We start from the raw sequence: 20,102 nt of genomic DNA, 5'->3' as shown, positions 1-20,102 counted from the left end.
CCGGTCGTCCCCCCGTGACGGCGCACGAAAAGCGGCCCCGTACGACGTGAAGAAATCAACCGAGGGAGGGCCGTCCACCGCTCCGGGCGACCGGCGGGACGGCTCGGGGAAGGGGCACGGCATGCGAGGCGAGACCGCCAGGCGTGAGTGCGGATTCTGCGGGACGGAACTGCCCGACGTCACGGGGCCCGGCCGGCGCCGTTCGTACTGCGGCGACAGCTGCCGCCGACAGGCCCAGCGCCGCCGGGAGCGGGAGAAGGCCGGCGCCGTCGGGGAGGACCGCCGTTCGCTGGGGCAGGAGCTGGCGGCCGAGGTGCACCGGCTGGCCGGGTTCCTCCTCGAAGCGGCTTACGCGGGGGACGAGTTGGGCGAGTTGGTGCAGCGGGCCCGCGCCGTGGAGAGCGAGGTGGGGTGCTTCCTGGCCGCCGTCGTCACCGAGGGCCGCGCCAGGGGAGCCAAATGGGAGGAGGTGGCCAAGGCCACCAACCTCACATCGGAGACGGCCAGGACGAAGTGGAGCTCGGACCGCGTGCGGCGGCTCCTCGACCATCGCGCACTGGTGCACAGGGCCACCCCGCTCCCCACTCCCAGGGCGGTCGCGTCGCTCCACGGTGACGGATACGGCGCGGTGCGGGCGGCCGCATCCGCCGAGCGCGCCGAGCAGACCGAGCAGGCCGTGCGCGAACCCGTCACCGCCGGACGGCGGCTCGCCGCGGCACTCTCCCAGATCCACCGCGAGAGCAGCGTCAGCATTCGCCAGTTGGCCGACCACACCATGCTCTCCCCGTCCTTCATCTCCCGGGTCCTGTCCGGCGAACGCCTCCCCTCGTGGGACCTGGTCTGCCATCTGTCCGACGTTCTCGGCCAGGACCCACGCGAGCTGCGGTTACTGTGCGAGGTGGCCCACGGCATCACCCAGCCGCCCCGGCAGACGGTCACCGAGCACATCGCCTCGCTGAAGGCGGCACTGCGGGGGCTGCACCTGGCGGCGGCCCGGCCGACGCCCCAGCAGGTCCAGCGGCGCAGCAAGGGGAAGGTGCCCGCGGAGGTGGTCACCCAGGTGCTCCAGGGCGACCTCGTACCGGAGTGGGAGATCCTGGGCGCGCTCGTCACCGCGCTCGGCGGCTGGGCGGCCGACTTCAAGCCCCTGTGGGAAGCGGTCCACTACAGCGTTCTCATGACGGACGACCCGTCCGTCGGTGACCTGGCCACCGAGCCCTATCTGTAGGGGCGGGGACGGCCGAGATGACGACGCACCACCCTGTCCCCGCCCTGCGGGCCCCGACGCGGCACCGCGTGCCCGCCCAGCCACGGGTCTCCCCGACCGCCGTGGTGGCCTTCCAGGCGTTCCGCACGCTCTACCGCGACGGCTACCTCGCCTATGCCACCGCCCGGCTCGGGTCCCGTCATCCGGCCGAGCGAGCAGTCGAGGACGCCATGACCGCTCTCGCCATGAACTGGGCCGCCGCTCTGCGATGCCCCCATCCCGCCGCCGTCGCCTGGCATCTGCTGTGCGAGTGCGTCGACGAGATGGCCGGCTGCGGAGGGGTCCCCCGGTCGTGCTGCCCCAGGACCCGTTGCGTGAGCGACGCCGTCGTGCTGAGGCGCCGGCTCAGGATGGAGACCACGGCGGCGGCGGACCTGATGGGCCTGTCCCACAGCGAGTTCCTCTTCGCCCTGCGCGGGGCCGACGACGCCCGCCCGATTCTCTGCTCCCACCATCTGCGGACGGCGCACTGAATCAATCAACTCCCTGAGCCTTCACAACTCCTGACGTAGTGCCAGGTGAGCGGGGCACACAACGCCCCACGGCCCGCGTGCCGCTCCGCGCCCGTGTCCCAGGCGGGGGGTGTCAGCCGTTCGTGGTCTCGTTCGCGCGCTGAAATCCCACTAGACTTTCCCGCTCCGGACGAGTTCCGACCGGGGTCTCGTCATGACGTTCGGGGAACATATGCACGCTGAGAGGGACCTGCCGTACGGAGTGGACGTCCAACTGCCGAGCGTCGCTCGGATGTACGACCATCTCCTGGACGGGAAGGACAACTTCGCGGCCGATCGCACGGCGTGCGACAGCCTGTTGAAGCAGGTGCCGAGCATGAAGACGCTCGCGCTGAACAACCGGGCCTTCCTGCGGCGGGTCGTCGGGGTGCTGGCGCGGGAGCACGGGATCAGGCAGTTCATCGACCACGGTTCCGGCCTTCCCACACAGGACAACGTGCACCAGATCGCCCAGCGCGTCGACCCGGACGCCCGCGTGGTGTACGTGGACACCGACCCGATCGTACGGAGCGTGGGCGGGGCGCTGCTGGAGACCAACGCCAACACCGCGGTGCTCCAGGCGGACATGCGGGACACCGATTTCATCTTCGGCAGCGCGCAGGTCGAGCGCCTGATCGATCCGGACGAACCTGTCGCCGCGCTGTTCGTGTCCGTGCTGCACTGCATCCCCGACGAGGACCGGCCGACGGAGCTGATCAGGAGGGTCCGGGCCAGGCTGCCGAAGGGCAGCGTGATGGTCATCTGCCAGCTCGTCAGCGAGAACGCGGAGGTGCGTGACTTCGTGTCCTCCTTCATGGACCAGGAGACACAGGGGAACTGGGGCCGCGTCCGCACCCGGGACGACGTCCGCGGCTACTACGCGGACAACGGCCTCACGCCACTGGACCCGGGTCTGGTCGAGGTGTCCGAGTGGCGGCCCACGACGGGCGCCACCGCTCCGCGTCAACTCAGCTTCGAGTGGGAGGAGTTCGGCGGGGCCGGCCTCGTCTGACAGCAGGGCCGCCGTCGCGGGTCAGTAGCGGTTGCGGGCCAGTTCGGCCAGCTTGTCCTCCAGCAGCGTCAGCGTCCGGTCCGCCGGGACGGCCATGCCGCAGAGCCGGAAGAGCCGGGACTGGTACCGCTCCGCTTCCCCCGCGCCCTCGATGCACCAGGCGCTCTCGCTCTGTTCCAGGTAGACGAAGTCGGACAGAAGATCGTCGGCGAAGCGCAGATGGACGATCGGATGCCCCACCGCACCGGTCATTCCCATCGCCAGCGGCGCGATCTGCAGCTTGACGCGGTGTCGCAGCTCGCCCTTGAGCACCTGGATCAGATGCTCGATCTGCCGGTACATCACTCCGGGACTGCCCGCGGGCCGCCGCAGCACGTCCTCGTCCATGATGACGACGAGCGCGGGCGGGTCCTGAGCGCGGCCGACCATGTGGAGCCTGCCGACCCGTGCCTTGGCCCGCGCCTCGATTTCGTGGCGCGGGGCGTCCGGGAATCCGGCGCGAATGACGAGTTGGGCGTACTCCTCGGTCTGGAGCCAGCCCGGTACCAGCTGTGGTTCGTACGACAGGATGCGCCGGGCGGCCGGCTCCAGGGCGAGCAGCGGCTGCACCCACTTCGCGACATAGTCCGCGTACGGCGCCCACACCTCGGGGCGCTCCCCCTCCTCCGCGATCGACAGGGCGTGGGAGAGTTCCCGGTCGTCGGTGATCCGACAGGCGGAAAGGAGTTTCGCGACGTTGCGGACCGGGTTGTCGGTGCGCTCGCCGCTCTCCATGCGGCTGACCGTCGACGGGGACGTGCCGATACGCCGGGCGACGTCCTTGCCGGTCAGGTTCCGGCTACCGCGGCACCGCCTCATGTACTCGCCCAGCGCCCGGCGGTGTGCGGCGGCTCCCAGATGCGGACGCCGCTGGAACCCCCGTATGGAGGGCACACCAGTGTGTTGGGCAGCCATGCCGAAACCTCCCCTACGCAGTGGTCGAGGCGTCAGTATGGCAGTGAGCTGCGCAGCGGGCACGCAATAGCCAGAACCTGACTGTGCGTCTACAGGGCGAAGTCGAAATCACCGTCCTTCGCGCCGAGGATGAAAGCCGTCGCCTCCGCCCGGGTGTAGATCAGCGCGGGCCCCGAGGGGAAGCGTGAGTTTCGTACCGCAATTCCTCCGTCCGCCAAAAGGGCGACCTCCACACAGTTCCCCGCGGCGTTGCTCCGCGCACTCTTGCGCCACACAACACCCTCGATCGAGTCGGCGCTCGCACCGTTCACCTGCGACATCACGGGTTTCTCCGTTCCACGTCCACCACGGCCCCAAAACCGCCCACTCCGCCGCGCGGAACCGGTGTGCGATTCAGGGGCGGCTGAAATTTCAGCCGCACTTGCAGGAACGAGTCCCCACGCCTCAGGTTGCGGACAAAATGTGGTGGGCGCCGCCCGCACGGGCTCATGACGGGGAGACGAAGATGTCTGCGACACACCGACAGCACCGCCAGAGGCAGAACACGCCGGGAGAAACCCCCGCGCTCCCCCGGCCCCGGGACGGCAATCCGGCCGACCTCACGCCCCATCTCAGTCTCGGCGCACCGCCGTTCGCGGCCCACCGCATCCCCGCCAGCGTCGCCTGCCTCGGGGAGACCAGGCGGTTCACCTCGGACGTACTCAGCCGTTGGCACCTCGATCCGGTGCGCGAGGACACGGTCCAGATCGTCTCCGAACTCGTCGCCAACGCCGTGTGCCACGGCCGGCGGCGCACCCCGCTGCCCGACAGCCTCGACCCCTCGATCTGGCTGGCCCTCACGCGTCGCCCCCGTACGCTGCTCTGCGTCGTCTACGACCCGAGCCGGCGCCGGCCGCGACTCACCATGCCCGCCCCGCTCGCCGAGCGGCACCGCGGTCTGCCCATCGTCCAGGCGCTCAGCGAGGACTGGGGCTGGAAGCCCGCGGGGCGGAGCGGAAAGGCCGTATGGGCGCGGATCTCGCTGAACCGGTGACGACGCCCGGTCCGTCCGCCCGTGCCATGTCCCTCGCAGACCCCGGAAGGACTCCCGGCAGGCGTGATCGCGGGCGGACCACCTGGCCGAAAAGTGTCGTCCGAAGGTGGCTCGACGCCACCGCATAGCCGTGTGTTATGGCCAATCGCTAGTTCCCCGGCGTCCGGTATCCGGCCATGTTGGTGTCCGAGACCCCCATCGCGCGCCGCCCAGCGTGTGTCTTCGGAAATGAGGAACCTTGCGACCCACCAGACTGCTTCCCGCGCTCATAGCCGTGTTGCTCTCCGCGCTCGCACTCGCCCCCACGGCCTCGGCCCACACCAGCGCCCCCAGCGGTGTGGTCAACCCCATCATCGGCGGCGGAACGGCGAGCAACGCCCCCTGGGCCGCCCGGCTCTTCTCCAACGGCCAGCAGACCTGTACGTCGACGATCATCGCCCCGACCTGGATACTCACCGCCAAGCACTGCGTCAGCGGCGGTGGGCTGTCGTTCCGTATCGGCAGCCTCGACCAGAGCAGCGGCGGCACCGTGGCCAACGGCACCCAGGTCTACACGAGCTCGGCCGCCGACCTGGCGCTGGTCCGTCTCGACCGCTCCGTCACGGCGACCTACTCACAGCTCGGCCAGCCCGGCACCGTGTTCGTGGGTCAGTCCGTACAGGTCTGGGGCTGGGGCGCGACCTCCCAGTGCGGTTCGGAGATCAACTGCCAGTCCCGCTACCTGAAGGTGGCGAACGTGACCGTGACCAGTGGATGCAGCGACGCGTACAACGGCTCGGCGATCTGCGCCCGCCGCGGTGACGGCATCACCGCCGGCGGCGACTCCGGCGGCCCGATGACCGCGAACGGCGTGCAGGTCGGCGTCGCCTCCACCAGCGACCGGCAGACCACCACCGCGTACACGAACGTGACCGCGTACCGCTCCTGGATACGGTCCATCGCGGGAGTCTGACCGGTCCGCTCCCACCCGCACGGCCGAGGTGCGGTGAAGAGGTGTCAGGGCGAGGGCGTCCCGCTGATGAGCGGGGCGCCCTCGCGCGCGTGCGGGTCCGGGCGGGGTGGCGCACCGGGAACACCGGAGGGGCATTAGGCGATTCGGGTGCACACGGGCCTTGATTTCGGTCCTGCCGAGAGTGGCACACGCGCCAGGCGCCGCGATCACGGCAACGTGATGCGTGGTCGTTGGTGCGAAACCGCTGGTCCTGTTCGGAAAGCGCCGTTCTCACTCCGACCGTCCACTCAGTGAAGAAAGGCATTCCATGCGTAAGTTCGCCAAGGCTCTGGCACTCGTCGCGATCGTCGCCCCGATCGCCCTGGGCGGCGCCGGCGTCGCCGCCGCCGACCCCGGCCACGACAACCGGCAGTCGGAGCACCACGCCTCCGGCCCGGGGTACTACAGCGCGCTGAAGGGCGCCGGGGCGCTCGGCGGGTTCTCCGTCGTCCGGGCCTCCGGCACCGACCACGACGGCAACGTCTTCTACCTCGACTCGGCGCGTGGCGCCGGGCAGGCCGGTGCCTTCGACGGCACCACCTTCACGCGTTCCTGATCAGCGTGTGACGTGACGTCTCCCCCGGCGCGGCGCTGAGCCGTTCCGGAGGAGGCGCAGGACGGGCATCTCACAGTGTGGCCCCCGGGTCTTCCCGGGGGCCACATCCGTATGCCCTCGCGGAGACCTTCGGGGGCCGTACATGCCAGCGGCCCCCGCCCGCTCCGGGCAGGAGCCACCCGTTCCGAGGGCGTCAGTGTTCGACGGCGTGCAGGTGGTGGTGTTCGCGCTCGTAGCCCGCGAGCGCGAGGCCGAGACCGAAGAAGGTCGGCGCCCACTCGCCCACGAATATCCCCCAGCGGTCGGCGCGGTCCATACCCCGCCCCTCGGCCTTCAGGGAGCCCGCCCACGAGCACACGGACAGGCCGATGGACACGAACGCGGCGCAGTAGGCGTGCTCGGACTTCAGGCCCTTTTCGTGCAGTTTCTTGACGATCATGATTCTCCAGGGGGAAGAGGTCGTTTTCTCCTCTCCACCGTCACCCGTACAGCCCTCCCCCGCATCCGGAGCGGGACACCACCGCGACCCGCGCGGGCGTCCCGGGCCGCGGGGCGCCGTCCGCGTCGGCCCGGGTGGGCGCGCGCCCGCCCCCCCCCGGGCCGACGGCGCTCGTCCGGAGGGAACCGGCCCCGGAACGCGAGGACGCCCCGCGCCGGGTCCGGCGTGGGGCGTCCTGCGGCGACGAAGTCAGGCGGGGGTGATGTTCTCCGCCTGGGGGCCCTTCTGGCCCTGGGTGACGTCGAAGTTGACCTTCTGGCCCTCCTGGAGCTCACGGAAGCCCTGGGCGTTGATGTTGCTGTAGTGGGCGAAGACGTCGGGGCCGCCGCCGTCCTGCTCGATGAACCCGAAACCCTTCTCCGAGTTGAACCACTTCACGGTGCCACTGGCCATTTGTTCTCTCCTACTCGGGTGCGCCCGGGCTCACCCGAGGGTGCGCGTCGTGCGAAATCTGTAGGCCGCACGGCCGTCCGGCCGGAGCCGGCTTCCGTACAGCGGATGTACTGAGTGCCGTGGACAGGTCCCGCCGGACCGGTCCTGAACAGCGCTCATCACGGAAGGTACGTGACCTCGAACCCACGGCGAAACACGGATTTCGGCCACCACGCACAGCTGATGGCCAAAATCACCCCTATGCCTCCGTCGTAGGAAGATCTGAGCGCCGGTTCGGGCGGGGTCCGGGCTCAGGGGGCGGGGCGGTGTCCGAGCGCCCTGACGATCTCCCCGGCGTTGGCGTACCGGTCGTCCGCGGGCAGTTCCCGGACGGCCGCGATCAGCTCGTCCGGGGCGTGCTCCTCCTCCAGGGCGGCCAGCAGGGACGCCTTGTCGGCGGGGAACGTCCGGCGGGTGAGGTGACGGGCCAGCTCGGTCCGCAGCGTTCCGGCCCCGGCCTCCGCCCGCACCCGGTCACCCTCCTCGCCGGGGGGCGGTACGGGCCCGCCGGGGTCGACCCGCACGTCGTCGTCGGCGGGCGGTTCGGGGTCGTGGTCCTCCTCCGTGTGGGTCGACTGCCCGGACCGCAGGTATCCCCGCAGTTCGTGCTTCATCTCGTCGTCCTTGCGCGCGCTCACCGGGTTGCTTCCTCGCTCCATCGGGAGCACCTCCTGGTCCGCTGTCGTCGGGCGGGCCACCGCGGCCGGTTCGTGGGAGAGGGGGCGCGGAGGCCATGGGTACCTGGTTGTGGGACGGGGTTCAGGGCGGGTCGGTCATGGCGCGTTCCCTCCTTCGTCCGGGTGCGATGCGGCGGACGCGTCGTCCCGGCCTTCGGCCGGGGCGGTGGCCGGGGTCTCGGTACGGAACGACAGTTCGCCGTTCTCCGTCGCCACGCTCACCCGGTCCCCCGGCGACAGCGCCCCGTCGAGCAGGAGCCGCGAGAGGGTGTTGTCGACATCGCGCTGGATGGTGCGGCGCAGCGGGCGCGCGCCGTACTCCGGCTGGTGGCCCCGGCGGGTGATCCAGTCGACCGCGTCCGGCGTGAACTCGACGGAGATGTCCTGCGCGTGCAGCCTGCGCCTGGTCGCGTCCAACAACAGACCGGTGATCCTGCGCAGTTGGTCCTCGGTGAGCCGGTGGAAGACGATGATCTCGTCCAGCCGGTTCAGGAATTCCGGCCGGAAGTGTTCGCGCAGCGCACGGAGCGCGTGCTCCCGCGCGGCCTGCTCCCCGGCGTTCTCCGCGTCCGGAGCGTTGAAGCCGAGGGTGCCGCGGGTTCCGGAGACCGCCTCCGAGCCGAGGTTGCTCGTCATCACCACGACGGTGTTCCTGAAGTCGACGGTGCGGCCCTGCGCGTCGGTGAGGCGTCCGTCGTCGAGCACTTGCAGGAGCATGTTGAAGACGTCCGGGTGCGCCTTCTCCACCTCGTCCAGGAGCACGAGGGAGTACGGGTGGCGCCGGACGGCCTCGGTCAGCTGTCCGGCGTCCTCGTGACCCACGTATCCGGGCGGGGCGCCGACCAGCCTGCTGACGGTGTGCCGTTCCTGGTACTCGCTCATGTCGAGGCGCACCATGCGCTCCTCGCTGCCGAACAGTGCCTCGGCGAGTGCTCGGGCGAGTTCGGTCTTGCCGACGCCGGTCGGTCCGAGGAACAGGAAGCTGCCGACCGGCCGGTGCGGGTCGGCGAGGCCGGTGCGCGACCGCAGGACCGCGTCGGCGACGGCGGTCACCGCGTCCTCCTGGCCCACGACCCGGGCGTGCAGATGGCCGGCGAGTCCGAGCAGCCGGTCCTTCTCCTCCTGGGTCAGGCTGCTGACCGGTATGCCGGTCTGCCGCGACACGATCTCGGCGATGTCCTCCGCCGTCACCTCGACCACCTGACCGTCGCTCGGGCGGTGCCCGTCGTCCGTCGTCGTCCGGGCGGTCAGCTCGGCGATGCGGTCGCGCAGTTCGGTGGCCTGTTCGTACTGCTCCGAGGCGACGGCCTGGTCCTTGTCCCTGGTCAACTGCTCGACCTGGCGTTCGAGTTCGCGGGCGTCGGTGCCCTTGGCGCGGGAGCGCAGCCGGACCCGTGCGCCGGCCTGGTCGATGAGGTCGATGGCCTTGTCGGGGAGGAAGCGGTCCGTGAGGTAGCGGTCGGAGAGTTCGACCGCCGCGAGAAGCGCCTCGTCGGTGTACCGCACCTGGTGATGGGCCTCGTACCGGTCCTGGAGACCCCGCAGGATCTCGACCGCGTCCGTGACCGAGGGTTCCGGGACCAGGATCGGCTGGAAGCGGCGGGCGAGTGCGGCGTCCTTCTCGATGTGGCGGCGGTACTCCTCCAGTGTGGTGGCGCCCACGACGTGCAGCTCTCCGCGGGCCAGGGCGGGCTTCAGCATGTTGCTCGCCTCCAGGGACCCTCCCTCGCCGCCGCCTCCCGCTCCGACGACGGTGTGCAGCTCGTCGATGAAGACGATGAGGGAGTCGGAGTGCGCCCGGATCTCCTCGATGACGCTGTTGAGGCGTTCCTCGAAGTCACCGCGGTAGCGGGTGCCCGCGACGACCCCGGACAGGTCGAGCGCGACGACCCGCCGGTCCCGCAGGGTGGCGGGCACGTCGCCCTCGGCGATGCGCTGCGCCAGCCCCTCGACGATCGCGGTCTTGCCGACGCCCGCGTCACCGATGAGGACGGGGTTGTTCTTTCCCCGGCGCGAAAGCACCTCGATCATCTGCTCGACCTCGTCGTCGCGGCCGATGACGGGATCGACGCGACCGCTGCGGGCGAGGTCGGTGAGGTCCCTGCCGTACTTGTCGAGGGTCGGTGTGTCGTGCCGCTGTTCGGTGGTGGGGCCCTGCGGGCCCTGGGCCCCCTGCGGGGCGGCGGCCGAGGCGAGGTGGAGCATGTCGAGGAGCCGCCCGGCGGCCGAGTCCGCATTGGCGGCGAGCGCCCCGAGCACGTGTTCCGGGCCTATGTAGGACGAGCCGGTGGCCAGCGCCAGCTCGTGGGCCCCCAGCAGCGCCCTCTTGACGGCCGGGGTGACGGCGACCGCGGTCCGGCGGGGCCCGGTGCCGATGGTGCGGTCGATGTCCGCGGCCAGCGCGTCGGGGTCCGCTCCCGCGTCCGCCAGCATGGCGCGGGTCGGTTCCGCCGTCAGCGCCGCCCGCAGAAGATGGGCGGTGCCCAGCTCCGAGCTGCCGTGTTCCGCGGCATAGGACGCCGCGGACATGACGAGTTTGCGGGCGGGTTCGCTCATCAGCCGGGCGGTGTCCGCCTGCCGGGGCCCGCGCCGCGCGCTGCCGGGAGGCCCCGTACCGCCGCCGAAGAAGCGGGAGAGGAAATCGCCGATGGGGTCGGGGCCGTAGCCCTCCGGACCCATGTGTCCACTGCTCATCTGTGTCCGTTCCGCTGCCGCGACCGCGTCGCGGCTCGCTTCGCTTCCGGAGACCGCGGTGTCAGCGCCACCGGTGCCCGTGCGGGCTCACACCCCGGGCCGGTCCGGGCCCCGGGCTCGGTGGTCGCCGGTGCCGCCGGATCTCATCCGGTGCCCTCCTCGTACCGCGGGTGCTCCCCCGCCTCGGGTCCGCGCAGCAGGGCTCCCAGACCGCCCTCGGGCACGTGCGTGCCCTCCTCGGCCGTGCCGGGCCGGGCGTCGAGGTCGTGGGACGCGTCGGTCGCCGGGTCGAGATCGGGACGTACGAGGATCACGTCCGCCCCGGCCATCGCCGCCGAACGGACCAGGGCGTCGTCGGCGCGTACGGCGAAGGGTTCCGGCTCGCCGAGGTACCGGACGTCGGTGCGACGAAGGGCGAGCTGGTCGGGGCCGGGCCCCGCCCACACCTCCCGGTGGGCGTCCGGCCCGTCCGGCTTGAGGTAGAGCGTGTCGATACGGTGCTCGCGGGCCGCTTCGATCAGTGCGGGGACCCCCTCGGCGGCGTCGGTCGTGCCGCCCGCGCGGCTCCTGGCGGCCCGGAAGCGTTCCAGCCCGTCGGCGGTCCGGCGGCGGGTGAGCGCGTGCCGGTGCGCTTCGATCGCCTCGTCGAGGAGGTGGGTCTCCGAGCCCGCGGCCCGGCCTCCGTGATCGGTCTCGACCACGTCGGCGGGCAGGTGCCGCAGATGCTCGTGGACGGAGCGGCGCTCCCTCGTGTCACCGGCCAGGACGACCAGGCCGGCGCCGGTCTCCGTCCGGCACTCCTCGATGGCCGTCGCGATGGTCCTGGCGTTCTGCTCCCAGGTGTTCTCGACGCTCAGCTGGAAGTGCCGTTCGGACCAGTCGGCGGTCGCGGTCCGGTGCATCGGCCAGGTCCTGCCGGTCACCTGCCCGGCGGAGCGGCTGGAGACCGGGGTGCGCAGTTCGAGATCGGCGCCCGTCCGGTCGATGCGGGCGACGAGACAGTCCGGCTCGTCGGGGGCCAGCGTCAGCAGCGGTGCGACGTGCGGCAGCGCGGCCCAGGTGCTGGACAGCTCGGCGGGCGGGCGCAGGCTCAGGACGGGGTCGAGCACCACCTCGCCGTGCGTGGCGAAGACCGCGTGCCCGGCGGCGCCCTCCCCGTACGAGTACGAGCCGACGGTGTCCTCGACCGCGCGGCAGGTGGCGTCGTCGGCGCCCTGCCCGGCGAGTTCCCGGCCGATCTGACGGGCCTGGAGCGCGCGGCGGTCGAGGGTGGCCTCGTCCGCGACGGAAGTGTCGACGTAGACGGTCGCCCACGGTCCCGGGCGTTCGTACAGGGGGGCGAGAGGTGCGAGTTCCATGGCTCCTCCAGCGTGGAGAATCGATCTGCCGAGGGTGTCGGGTACCCGGCACATCACTCGCCATTCGGACAGATGCGATAAATGTGCCGTCACCGTATCCGGCGGTCGGTTCTCCCGGCCGGGGAGCCGGGCCGTGCCCCGGTCAGGCGTGGAAACCGTTGCACACGACGGAGGTGTAGTCCTCGGGACCGCCCTCGACGTGGTAGAGCACCACGGTCCAGTCGCCCCGGTCGTCGCCCACCGGGATCGCGTCGACGGTCCGCTCGCCGAAGTGGGCGCGGAAGTCGTCGGGATACTTGAGTGTGATGGTTCCGCCCGAGGACCACTTGGCGAAGAGGTCGACGGGCCTGCTGGTGAAGCCGATGCCCTTCGCGGCGGCCGCCGTGGGCCGGCCGGTGGCGCGGTCCGTCTCGTGCGGGGGCCGTACGCCCACCGCCAGGTAGTACGGCTCGGGCCGCTTTCCCTGTCCCGCGTCCTTCGGGCGCAGTGCCACCGTGGCGGTGTCCGAGCCGGTGGTGTGCGAGACGGAGGACCGCAGCCCCGACGGGGGTGACGACTCGGCGAGACCCGCCAGATCGCAGGAACCCATGCCCTGGGCGGCCTCCGCCGGATCGTCCGACAGCGACCAGCGGTCCTGCGAGATCCGGCCGTTCAGGATGTGGTCCGGCGGTCCGGCGGCCGGGCGGGCCGTCGCCGCACTCGACGCGGCCGGTGGCCCGGAGGCGGTGACCCCGGCCGTGGGCGCGGCGGCCGCACCATGGTGGTCCTGGCCGGTCAGCAGCCGGACCGTCCCCGCCGCCGCGACGGCCACCGCGCCCGCCGCGAGCCAGGCCCTGCGACGGGTGCGGGCGGGCCGTGGCGACCGCTCCGGCCGGTCGTACGGGGTGGTGCCGGGCGCGTCCCGGGGCACGGGCCCCGACGGGATCTCGTCCACCGGCCCGGCCTCGGCCCGCTCCCGGTCCAGCGGCCGGGTCCGGGCCCCGGTCCCAGGCGCGGACACGGGCGCGGCGCCGGCCCCGTGTTCCGGCTCGGCGGGGTCGTGCACGCCGCCGGCTGGGCGGTGCGCGCCGGAGGACGAGGGCGGCGCGCTCACCTCTCCCGGTACGGGTACGGGCGCGAATCCCGCTTCCCGGACCAGCGAGCGGTAGTGGGTGTCCGCCGCCAGCACCGAGTCCACCGCGCACCCGGCGATCACGGTGGCGGGGTCCGGCCGGTCCGCGGGGTCCTTGGCGACACACCGTCGGATGAGCGCGGCCAGATCGGCCCGCACCCCGGCCACGTCGATGTCCTCGTGCACGGCCCGGTAGCTCACCACCATCGCGTCACCCGCTCCGTACGGGGGCCGTCCGGTCGCCGTGTACGCCAGCGTCGCCCCCAGCGCGAAGACGTCCGCCGCCGGGCCGACCTCGTTGCGCAGGACGACCTCGGGCGCCGCGTATCCGGGTGTTCCCGGGGCGGCCCCGTCCCGGGTGAGGACCGTCTGTCCGAGCCCCCGGGCGATCCCGAAGTCGATGAGCTGCGGGCCCTGGGACGAGAGGATGACGTTCTGCGGTTTCAGGTCCCGGTGGGTCACCCCGTGGACGTGCACCGCGGCGAGCCCCTCTGCGAGCGCGGCGAGCAGCCGCAGCGCGCTGTCCGGCGGGAACGGTCCGCCCGTGGCCACGGCGCCGCGCAGCGTGGGTCCCGCCACGTACTCGGTGGCCAGCCAGTACGGAGCCGTGTCGAGCGATGCCTCGATCAGCTGGGCGGTGTAGGCGCTGCGCACGGTCTCCACGGTCGCCGCCTCCCGGCGGAACCGGGCCAGGGCATCGGGGTGATCGCTGATCTCGTCCCGGATCACCTTCACGGCCACCAGCCGTCCGCCGGGCGACCGGCCGAGATAGACCTGTCCCATGCCGCCCGCGCCGAGGCGGGCGAGAAGCTGATAGGCGCCTATGCGCGGGGGGTCCTGGGGTCGCAGCACGTCCACCGGCACGACTGTGCCACATCCGGCGGCCGCGCGGTCCGGCGGACCGGCGACCGCGACCGTGCCGCGCACGGCCAACGCGCCCGGGGCGCGGCCCGGTTGGGCTCCCTGGCGGGAGCCGGACCGGCGCCGCGGACCACCGGGAGGCGGGCGGCGGCGGGGTGTTCGGTCCTGTCCGGGGTTCAGGCGGCGTGGCGGTCCGGGCGCAGTGCGGCGCCGTTGGCGAGCCCCGCCGGGTCGAGCGACAGCGAGGCGGCGGCGGTGGCGCCGACGTCGGCCAGGCTGCCCGCGTCCGGCAGCCGGGTCACGCCCTCCGCGCCGGGCCGGTGGATGAGCACGGGCACGTACTCGCGGGTGTGGTGGGCGTGCCCGATCGTCGGGTCGTTGCCGTGGTCGCCCGTGACGATGAGGCGGTCGCCGGGGCTGTCCAGCAACGCCACGAGCGCGGCGAGCCCGGCATCGGTCTGTTCCAGGATGTGTCCGTACCGTTCGGTGTCCTGCTGATGCCCCGCCAGGTCGCTCTCCTGGACGTTGGTGACGACGAGCGCGTCGCCGGGGGCGCGTACCGCGTCGAGGGTGTGGGACAGGACGTCGGCGGTCCGCACGGCGGGCCGGCGGCGGGCCGCGTCACAGGCGAGGATGTCGGCGGCCTTGCCGACCAGGGTGACGGGGATTCCGGCGGCCGCGGCCAGGTCGGGGAGCTGGCGGGTGTGGTCGAGTTCGGCGCCGAGGTGCCGCACTTCGAGGCCGCCGTTGCGGTAGAAGCCGGTGGCGGGGGTGTCCAGGCCGACCGTTCCTCCGTCGCCGGGCCGTACGAACCGCTGGAGCGGGGCGTCCGCGTGACCGCCGACCGCGATGACGCGCGCGACCGGCGCGACCGTGCGTACCGTCCCGGCGATGGCGAGGATGCCGTCGAAGGGCAGGTCCTCCAGCCGGCCGGACGCGTTCCAGTTGATGCCCGGATCGGCCTCCAGGTTGTCGTGGACGAGCACCGCCCCGTCGACGACCAGCAGCGGGCCGCCGTCCAGGCGTTCGACGTGGTGCCCGGCCGCTTCGAGGGCCGTGGTCACGGATGCGAGGTGGTCGGCGAGCCGGGCCACCGTCACCCGGCTGAAGTCGGCGCCCATCATGGTCTGGTGGCCCGCGAAGGTGTCGGCGCCGGGGTAGCCGAGGGCGGCCCGGCCCGCGGCGACCGGGAGGTGGGTGCGCCGGGCGAGGTCCGGGTGCGGATGGACGAGGCCCAGGCCGAGGGCGCCGAGGACCGGCAGCCGCAGTGGCCGGCCGAACGCTTCGCGGCAGTGGTCGAGGACGTGTCCGCAGGTGTCGGCGGTGAGGTCGCCGGGGCGCAGGGCTCCCGCGTCGGGCATGGCCCCGATCCCGAACCCGTCGATGACGACGATGACGGTCTTGGCCATCAGTGATTCCTTTCCTTCGGTGCTCGGCACGGTTCCCCCGGCGCTTCGCACGGTTGTGCCCGGTGCTTCACAGGGCCCGGCCCTGGGCGTCGTACAGCCCGTTGAGCCGGGGGGCGCCCCGGGAGAGACCGGAGACGACGGCGACGGTCGAGCGGGTGACGAAGATCTGTGTGCGGAAGGCGAGCAGCGCGGTGTCACCGAGCCGTATGTCCTGCCCCTCGCCGGGGGCGTCGAGCAGCCGGTAGTAGTCGATGTTCTCGGCGGGCGCGTCCTGCACCCCGAGGCGTGCGCCGGTGCGCGGCAGCAGCGCGCTGCGGATGTGGGAGCGGGCGTAGAAGCCGCCGCCGTAGAGGGCGGGGCGGCCATCGTCGAGGGTGTGGGCGATCTCGCTGACGTACACGTACGCGGGCTTCTCCGGCTGGTGCGGGTCGAGCGCGTGCAGCGGGGTGGTGCCGGTCAGCGCGTGGCCGGGTTCGCCGTGGGTGGCGCCGGCTTCGGCCAGCAGCGGCAGGGAGGCCATGGAGGTGGCGCTGGGGGCGCTCAGCTTGAGGTCCGTGTGGCCCCGGGCTGCCAGGATCTCCCGGGCCTTGACGGCGAGCAGCAGATTGGCCGTCGGGGCGGGGGTTCCGGTCGCCGGGTCGCACAGGACGCAGGGGAAGGCGGTGACGCCCGCGATCCGGATGCCGGGCAGTTGTTCGGCGGCTTCGGCGAAGGTGTCCAGCCGGGCGAGCGGGACTCCCCCCTCCTGGCCGGGGTAGACGGTGCCGTCGGCGCCTTCGAGACGTACGAGGACGTCCTGCGTGAAGCCCAGCCGTCCGGCGGCCCCGGAGACCGCGCGGGCGTTGTCGAGGTCGTACACGGTGACGGCCTCGGGGCGCCGGGCCAGCACCTCGGGCAGGGCGCGGCGCGGGATCTGGACCAGGTGGCCGACGTTTCCGGCCCGTGCGCCCGCGGCGTGCAGGGTGCGGGCCTCGCCGGCGTCGATGGCCGCGTAGCGGGGGATGTGCCGGGCGACGGCCCTGATCAGTTCGGGGTTGCGGCCGAACTGTTTGACGACGAACCAGAGGCCGAGGCCCAGCCGCTGTGCCTCGGCGGCGAGGAGGGCGGCGTTGGCCTCGATCGAGTCGAGGTCCATGACGTAGGTGTCGGGCGGGATCTCACCGCGTCGGTGCAGGCCGGCCGCGGCTTCGACGAGCTCGGGGTTGCGGGTGAGCACGGTGTCGAGGAACACGGTCAGTCGTCCTTCTGGTCGTTCAGCGCGGCGAGCGAGGCGCGCAGGATGTCGATGACGAGATCCGCGCCGGCCCGCATCGGGTTGATGCGCACGGTCCAGTCGGCGAGTTCGGGGGCGTCGTCCAGTGCCGAGCTGGACATCCGGTAGAAGAGCGGCGCGATCTCGTAGCGCGAGTTGGAGCCGACGGGGTAGGGGGCGGCGCCGAAACGCGCGGCGACGGCGGGCAGTTCGCGGGCCACCGGCCGGTCGAGCCGGACGAGCAGGCAGCGGTCCTGGGCGTTGGCGATCCGCACCTCGGCGACGCCGTCCACCTCGCCCGCGGTCAGCCGTTCGGCGATCTCGGCGCCGACCCGTGACTGCACCGACCACATGACCGGTACGTGGGTGAGGGCGCGCAGGGCGTCGAGGGCCTGGTGGCCCTGGACCTGTCCGCCGCCGGAGTAGTTGTCCGCGCGGACGCGCCCGACGAGGTCGCGGGCGCCGACGACGATGCCGACGCCTTCCGGGCCGTGCAGTTTGAAGAGGGAGAAGCAGGAGGCGTCCGCGCCGAGTTCCACCCCGGCGCGCGGGGCCCGCAGGACGGCGTAGTTGTCGTCGACGAGGGTGCGTACCCCGGCCGCCCGGCAGTCGGCGAGCACCCGGCCCGGGTCGTACGAGTCGGCGAGCCGCTGCCGGGTGTGCTGGACGTAGGCCCAGCGGAACCGTCCGGAGGCGAGGGTTTCGCGCAGCGCCCGGGGGTCGTTGAAGTCGGCCTCGACGGTCCGTACTCCGATGCCGCGCAGGGTCACCTCGGTGGTGCGGTAGACGGGCGCCCGGTGGATGAGCAGGGGGTCGCCCGCCGTGACGGCGGCGTTGAGCGCGGCGCGGATCGCGCCCGTTCCCGCGCCCTGGACGAAGGCCGCGTCCTCGGCGCCGAAGAAGTCGGCGAGGACGGCCTCGACGCGGGCGGTGGTGCGGGGGCGGCCGAGACCGGGGACGACTCCGGAGTCGGCGTCGAAGAGCTGGGCCCCCTCGAAGTGGGCCGCCGTGCACTCCAGCAGCCGGAACTGCTGGGCGATGGCCTCGTCGAGTCCGACGGTCGCGAGCGGGTGGGTCTGCGGGAGGGCCGGTCCTGTGCGGGGGGAAGGGGTGCTCATGGTCAGTTCTCCTCCGTGCTCGCGCCGGTCAGGAAGCGCAGCGGGTTGCGGCGTGTCATCAGGTCGACGAGTCCGTCGTCCACCCCGGCCGCGCGGAGTTCGGGCAGGAAGCTCCGGAAGAGGTGTCCGTATCCCTGGCCGCCCTCGCCGACGAGGTAGCCGTGGCGGGAGATGTCGCAGCTGAGCAGGGCCCGGTCGGCGTGTCCGGCCTCCAGGAGGGCGAGCAGCAGTCTCAGCCGGGTCCCGTCGCTCTGGTAGCTGTCCTTGCCGATGGTGTCGAAGGCGACGTACGCCCCGCTCGCGGCGATCTCGCGGTGCGTGGCCGGGTCGTCCAGGAGGTCCTGGTGGCCGATGCAGATCCGGTGGGGTGCCAGGCCCTCGGCGGTGAGCAGTTCGAGCTGGGCGAGTCCACCGTGACCGAGCTGTGCGTGGGTGGCGACGGAGAGCCCGGTGGCGGTGGCGGCCCGCGCGCCGGCGCGCAGCACCTTGGTCTCGGCCGCGGTGGGGACGTCGCCGTGGCTGCCGATCTCGCCGAGGACGCCGGGGCGGACGCCGGTGGCGCCGATGCCGTCGGTGATCTCCTCGACGAGGGTGTCGGTGAGCTGTTCGATGCCGCTTCCGTCGATCTCGGGGGTGTGGAACGGCTCGTAGTACCAGCCGGTCGCGGCGACGACGGCGACCTGGGCGTCCCGGGCGATCCGGGCCAGGGCGAGCGGGTCGCGGCCCATGCCCCGGCAGGTGAGTTCGACGACCAGGGAGAGGCCGAACTCCTGGCGCAGTGCGGCCAGTTCCGCGGTGACGGCGGCGAGGTGGCGGTCGGGGCGCAGCACGGCGGCGCCGTCGCCCGCCCGGTCCAGGTCGAGGACCAGGTGTTCATGGGCGAGGACGGGGCCGCGTACGGCGTCGGCCGGGAGGTCGCCGGTCACCGTCCGGAGCACGGGCCGGCCGGCGGGGGTGTTCATCGTGGGGGTGTTCATCTCGGGGTTCCTTCCTGGCGTACGGGTCCGGCCTCAGCCCTTGATCGGGGTGAACAGGTCGAGCCAGTACAGGACGTTGAGAAGGATTCCGCCGACGATCACCGCGGCGGGCGCGGCGGCCATCCTCACGACCGGCCGGCCCATCGCCTCGTTCAGCAGGTAGAGCCCGCCGACGACGAGGATGCCGAGCCCGCCGCCCATGGCGTTGGCGGCCATCAGGGAGCCGAAGAGGATCGCGAGCTGGAGGGTTTCGCTGATCGCGCTGCGCAGGTGTTCCGAGGAGTCACGGACACTGGGCAGCTTCCCGAGGAGCTTGCCGATGTACGACAGGGCCAGCACTTCGAGGGCGAACACGACCGCGCCGACGATCGCGGCGAGGAACGGGTTCGGCATCAGGTAGCCGATCGGGTACACCAGGGTGAAGCCCGCGATGCCGTACGCCCCGGAGGCGAGCGCGGTGGTCGCGATCAGCGGGATGAAGCCGAAGACCCGGTAGAAGTCGACCTGGGCGGCTTCCCCGTACTGTCCCTTGGCGATCAGGAAGCTGGTCGCCTCACCGCCACCGAATATGTGCATCTGGGCGAGGACGCAGACGCCCGCGCCGAGCACCATGAACAGCGGCAGGTACTTGCGCAGCCGGGCCGCGCTGGCGCTGAAGAGGGAGGCCATCGGGTCGTCGTCGAGGACGACCTCGGTGACGCCCTCGGCGCGGTCGGCCTTGCGCTGCTTGAGGTCCTTGGCGACGGCCAGGGCGATGAGCATCAGCACGCCGACGGCCATGGCGAGCGCCCCGGCGAACATGTTCGGCCAGGCCTTCATGGTGAGGACGACGAGGGCGAGTTCGAGGACCCCGGCGAGTCCGCCCCACTTGCGGCCGAACTGCTTGGTGATGGCGAGCACCGGGAACAGCGTGAAGAGGAAGAGGATCGGCGTCGACATCTGCTGCATCGCGGTGATGAAGTCGACGGGCAGATCGTGCGCGACGTTGTTGGCGCCGTTCAGTCCGAAGACGACGACCGCGCCCCAGGCCCCGCCGAGGATCGGCGCGAGCCACTTCTTCGGCGACAGCATGCCGAGGATGTCGGTGGGCAGGAAGAGCAGCCAGGGGTTCAGCACCCCGGTGGACAGGGCCATCGGCGCGCCGAGGCCGAAGATGAAGCCGGCGGACAGGCCGAAGGAGACGGCGGTGGTGGCACTGCGGGTGGTGCGACCCTGGATGAAGTCCAGCATGAACGGCCGGACGCCGTCGTTGAAGACGGCGAGGGCCATGTGCGCGATGTACGCGGTCAGCGCGCAGAGCGCTATCACGGTCAGCTGCTGGGCCAACGTGAAGTCGAGGCCGGCTCCGGCCGCGAGTGTGGTACTCACTGGGTCACTCCTTCGTGCCCGAAACGACTGGGGGGAGGGCTG

At 72.2% G+C, this 20,102-nt stretch carries 19 protein-coding genes; 6 read left to right on the top strand and 13 right to left on the bottom strand.

Going from position 1 to position 20,102, the window contains the following annotated elements; genetic code table 11:
* Nucleotides 1-121: 121 nt before the first annotated feature.
* From PZB75_RS29225 to PZB75_RS29215, 3 genes are all read left to right on the top strand, one after another.
* Nucleotides 122-1,228 (top strand): helix-turn-helix transcriptional regulator, encoded by a 1,107-nt coding sequence (locus PZB75_RS29225; RefSeq protein ID WP_275538299.1) that lies wholly within the window; start codon nt 122-124, stop codon nt 1,226-1,228.
* Nucleotides 1,229-1,245: 17 nt separating this feature from the next.
* Nucleotides 1,246-1,740: a hypothetical protein gene (locus tag PZB75_RS29220; RefSeq protein ID WP_275538298.1), complete on the top strand. Its 495-nt coding sequence runs from the start codon at nt 1,246-1,248 to the stop codon at nt 1,738-1,740.
* Nucleotides 1,741-1,951: 211 nt separating this feature from the next.
* Nucleotides 1,952-2,770, top strand: coding sequence for an SAM-dependent methyltransferase (locus tag PZB75_RS29215; protein WP_275538297.1), 819 nt, complete (start codon nt 1,952-1,954; stop codon nt 2,768-2,770).
* 21 nt (nt 2,771-2,791) lie between these two features.
* Here the strand turns inward: PZB75_RS29215 and PZB75_RS29210 are convergent, their stop codons facing one another.
* Both PZB75_RS29210 and PZB75_RS29205 read right to left on the bottom strand, forming a co-directional pair.
* Nucleotides 2,792-3,724 carry a helix-turn-helix transcriptional regulator gene (locus PZB75_RS29210; protein ID WP_275538296.1) on the bottom strand — a complete coding sequence of 311 codons (933 nt, stop codon included), beginning with the start codon at nt 3,722-3,724 and terminating at the stop codon, nt 2,792-2,794.
* An 89-nt stretch (nt 3,725-3,813) separates the two neighbouring features.
* Nucleotides 3,814-4,044 (bottom strand): DUF397 domain-containing protein, encoded by a 231-nt coding sequence (locus tag PZB75_RS29205; protein WP_275538295.1) that lies wholly within the window; start codon nt 4,042-4,044, stop codon nt 3,814-3,816.
* 185 nt (nt 4,045-4,229) lie between these two features.
* On the opposite strand from PZB75_RS29205, the gene PZB75_RS29200 reads away from it, so the two are divergent.
* From PZB75_RS29200 to PZB75_RS29190, 3 genes are all read left to right on the top strand, one after another.
* On the top strand, nt 4,230-4,757 hold the full coding sequence (locus PZB75_RS29200; RefSeq protein WP_275538294.1) for an ATP-binding protein: 528 nt from the start codon (nt 4,230-4,232) through the stop codon (nt 4,755-4,757).
* Between the two features lie 238 nt (nt 4,758-4,995).
* Entirely contained in the window at nt 4,996-5,709 is a 714-nt protein-coding gene (locus tag PZB75_RS29195) for a trypsin-like serine protease (protein ID WP_275538293.1), read from the top strand.
* A 307-nt stretch (nt 5,710-6,016) separates the two neighbouring features.
* Complete coding sequence (locus PZB75_RS29190; RefSeq protein ID WP_275538292.1) at nt 6,017-6,304, top strand: hypothetical protein; 288 nt, start codon at nt 6,017-6,019, stop codon at nt 6,302-6,304.
* A gap of 193 nt (nt 6,305-6,497) precedes the next feature.
* Here the strand turns inward: PZB75_RS29190 and PZB75_RS29185 are convergent, their stop codons facing one another.
* From PZB75_RS29185 to PZB75_RS29135, 11 genes are all read right to left on the bottom strand, one after another.
* A complete protein-coding gene (locus PZB75_RS29185; protein WP_275538291.1) occupies nt 6,498-6,743 on the bottom strand; it encodes a hypothetical protein in 246 nt (81 codons plus the stop codon).
* A gap of 249 nt (nt 6,744-6,992) precedes the next feature.
* Nucleotides 6,993-7,196, bottom strand: a complete 204-nt coding sequence (locus tag PZB75_RS29180; protein WP_275538290.1) for a cold-shock protein — start codon at nt 7,194-7,196, stop codon at nt 6,993-6,995.
* 290 nt (nt 7,197-7,486) lie between these two features.
* Entirely contained in the window at nt 7,487-7,894 is a 408-nt protein-coding gene (locus PZB75_RS29175; protein WP_275538289.1) for a DUF2795 domain-containing protein, read from the bottom strand.
* A 114-nt stretch (nt 7,895-8,008) separates the two neighbouring features.
* Complete coding sequence (locus PZB75_RS29170) at nt 8,009-10,606, bottom strand: ATP-dependent Clp protease ATP-binding subunit (RefSeq protein WP_275538288.1); 2,598 nt, start codon at nt 10,604-10,606, stop codon at nt 8,009-8,011.
* A 143-nt stretch (nt 10,607-10,749) separates the two neighbouring features.
* Nucleotides 10,750-11,964, bottom strand: coding sequence for a Vms1/Ankzf1 family peptidyl-tRNA hydrolase (locus tag PZB75_RS29165; protein ID WP_275538287.1), 1,215 nt, complete (start codon nt 11,962-11,964; stop codon nt 10,750-10,752).
* 142 nt (nt 11,965-12,106) lie between these two features.
* Complete coding sequence (locus tag PZB75_RS29160) at nt 12,107-13,933, bottom strand: serine/threonine-protein kinase (RefSeq protein ID WP_275538286.1); 1,827 nt, start codon at nt 13,931-13,933, stop codon at nt 12,107-12,109.
* 179 nt (nt 13,934-14,112) lie between these two features.
* Entirely contained in the window at nt 14,113-15,345 is a 1,233-nt protein-coding gene (locus tag PZB75_RS29155; protein ID WP_275538285.1) for a phosphopentomutase, read from the bottom strand.
* Between the two features lie 67 nt (nt 15,346-15,412).
* Nucleotides 15,413-16,576 (bottom strand): alanine racemase, encoded by a 1,164-nt coding sequence (locus PZB75_RS29150; RefSeq protein ID WP_275538284.1) that lies wholly within the window; start codon nt 16,574-16,576, stop codon nt 15,413-15,415.
* A 2-nt stretch (nt 16,577-16,578) separates the two neighbouring features.
* Nucleotides 16,579-17,715, bottom strand: coding sequence for an aminotransferase class V-fold PLP-dependent enzyme (locus PZB75_RS29145; RefSeq protein ID WP_275538283.1), 1,137 nt, complete (start codon nt 17,713-17,715; stop codon nt 16,579-16,581).
* A 2-nt stretch (nt 17,716-17,717) separates the two neighbouring features.
* Nucleotides 17,718-18,677, bottom strand: coding sequence for a phosphotriesterase (locus PZB75_RS29140; RefSeq protein WP_275538909.1), 960 nt, complete (start codon nt 18,675-18,677; stop codon nt 17,718-17,720).
* Nucleotides 18,678-18,725: 48 nt separating this feature from the next.
* Nucleotides 18,726-20,060, bottom strand: a complete 1,335-nt coding sequence (locus PZB75_RS29135; RefSeq protein ID WP_275538282.1) for a YhfT family protein — start codon at nt 20,058-20,060, stop codon at nt 18,726-18,728.
* Nucleotides 20,061-20,102: the final 42 nt, after the last annotated feature.

The sequence above is a fragment of the Streptomyces sp. AM 4-1-1 genome (assembly GCF_029167625.1).
In the GTDB taxonomy this organism is placed as follows: domain Bacteria; phylum Actinomycetota; class Actinomycetes; order Streptomycetales; family Streptomycetaceae; genus Streptomyces.
The sequence above is the reverse complement of the archived record's forward strand: the minus strand, read 5'-3'. Positions and strand labels throughout refer to the sequence as shown.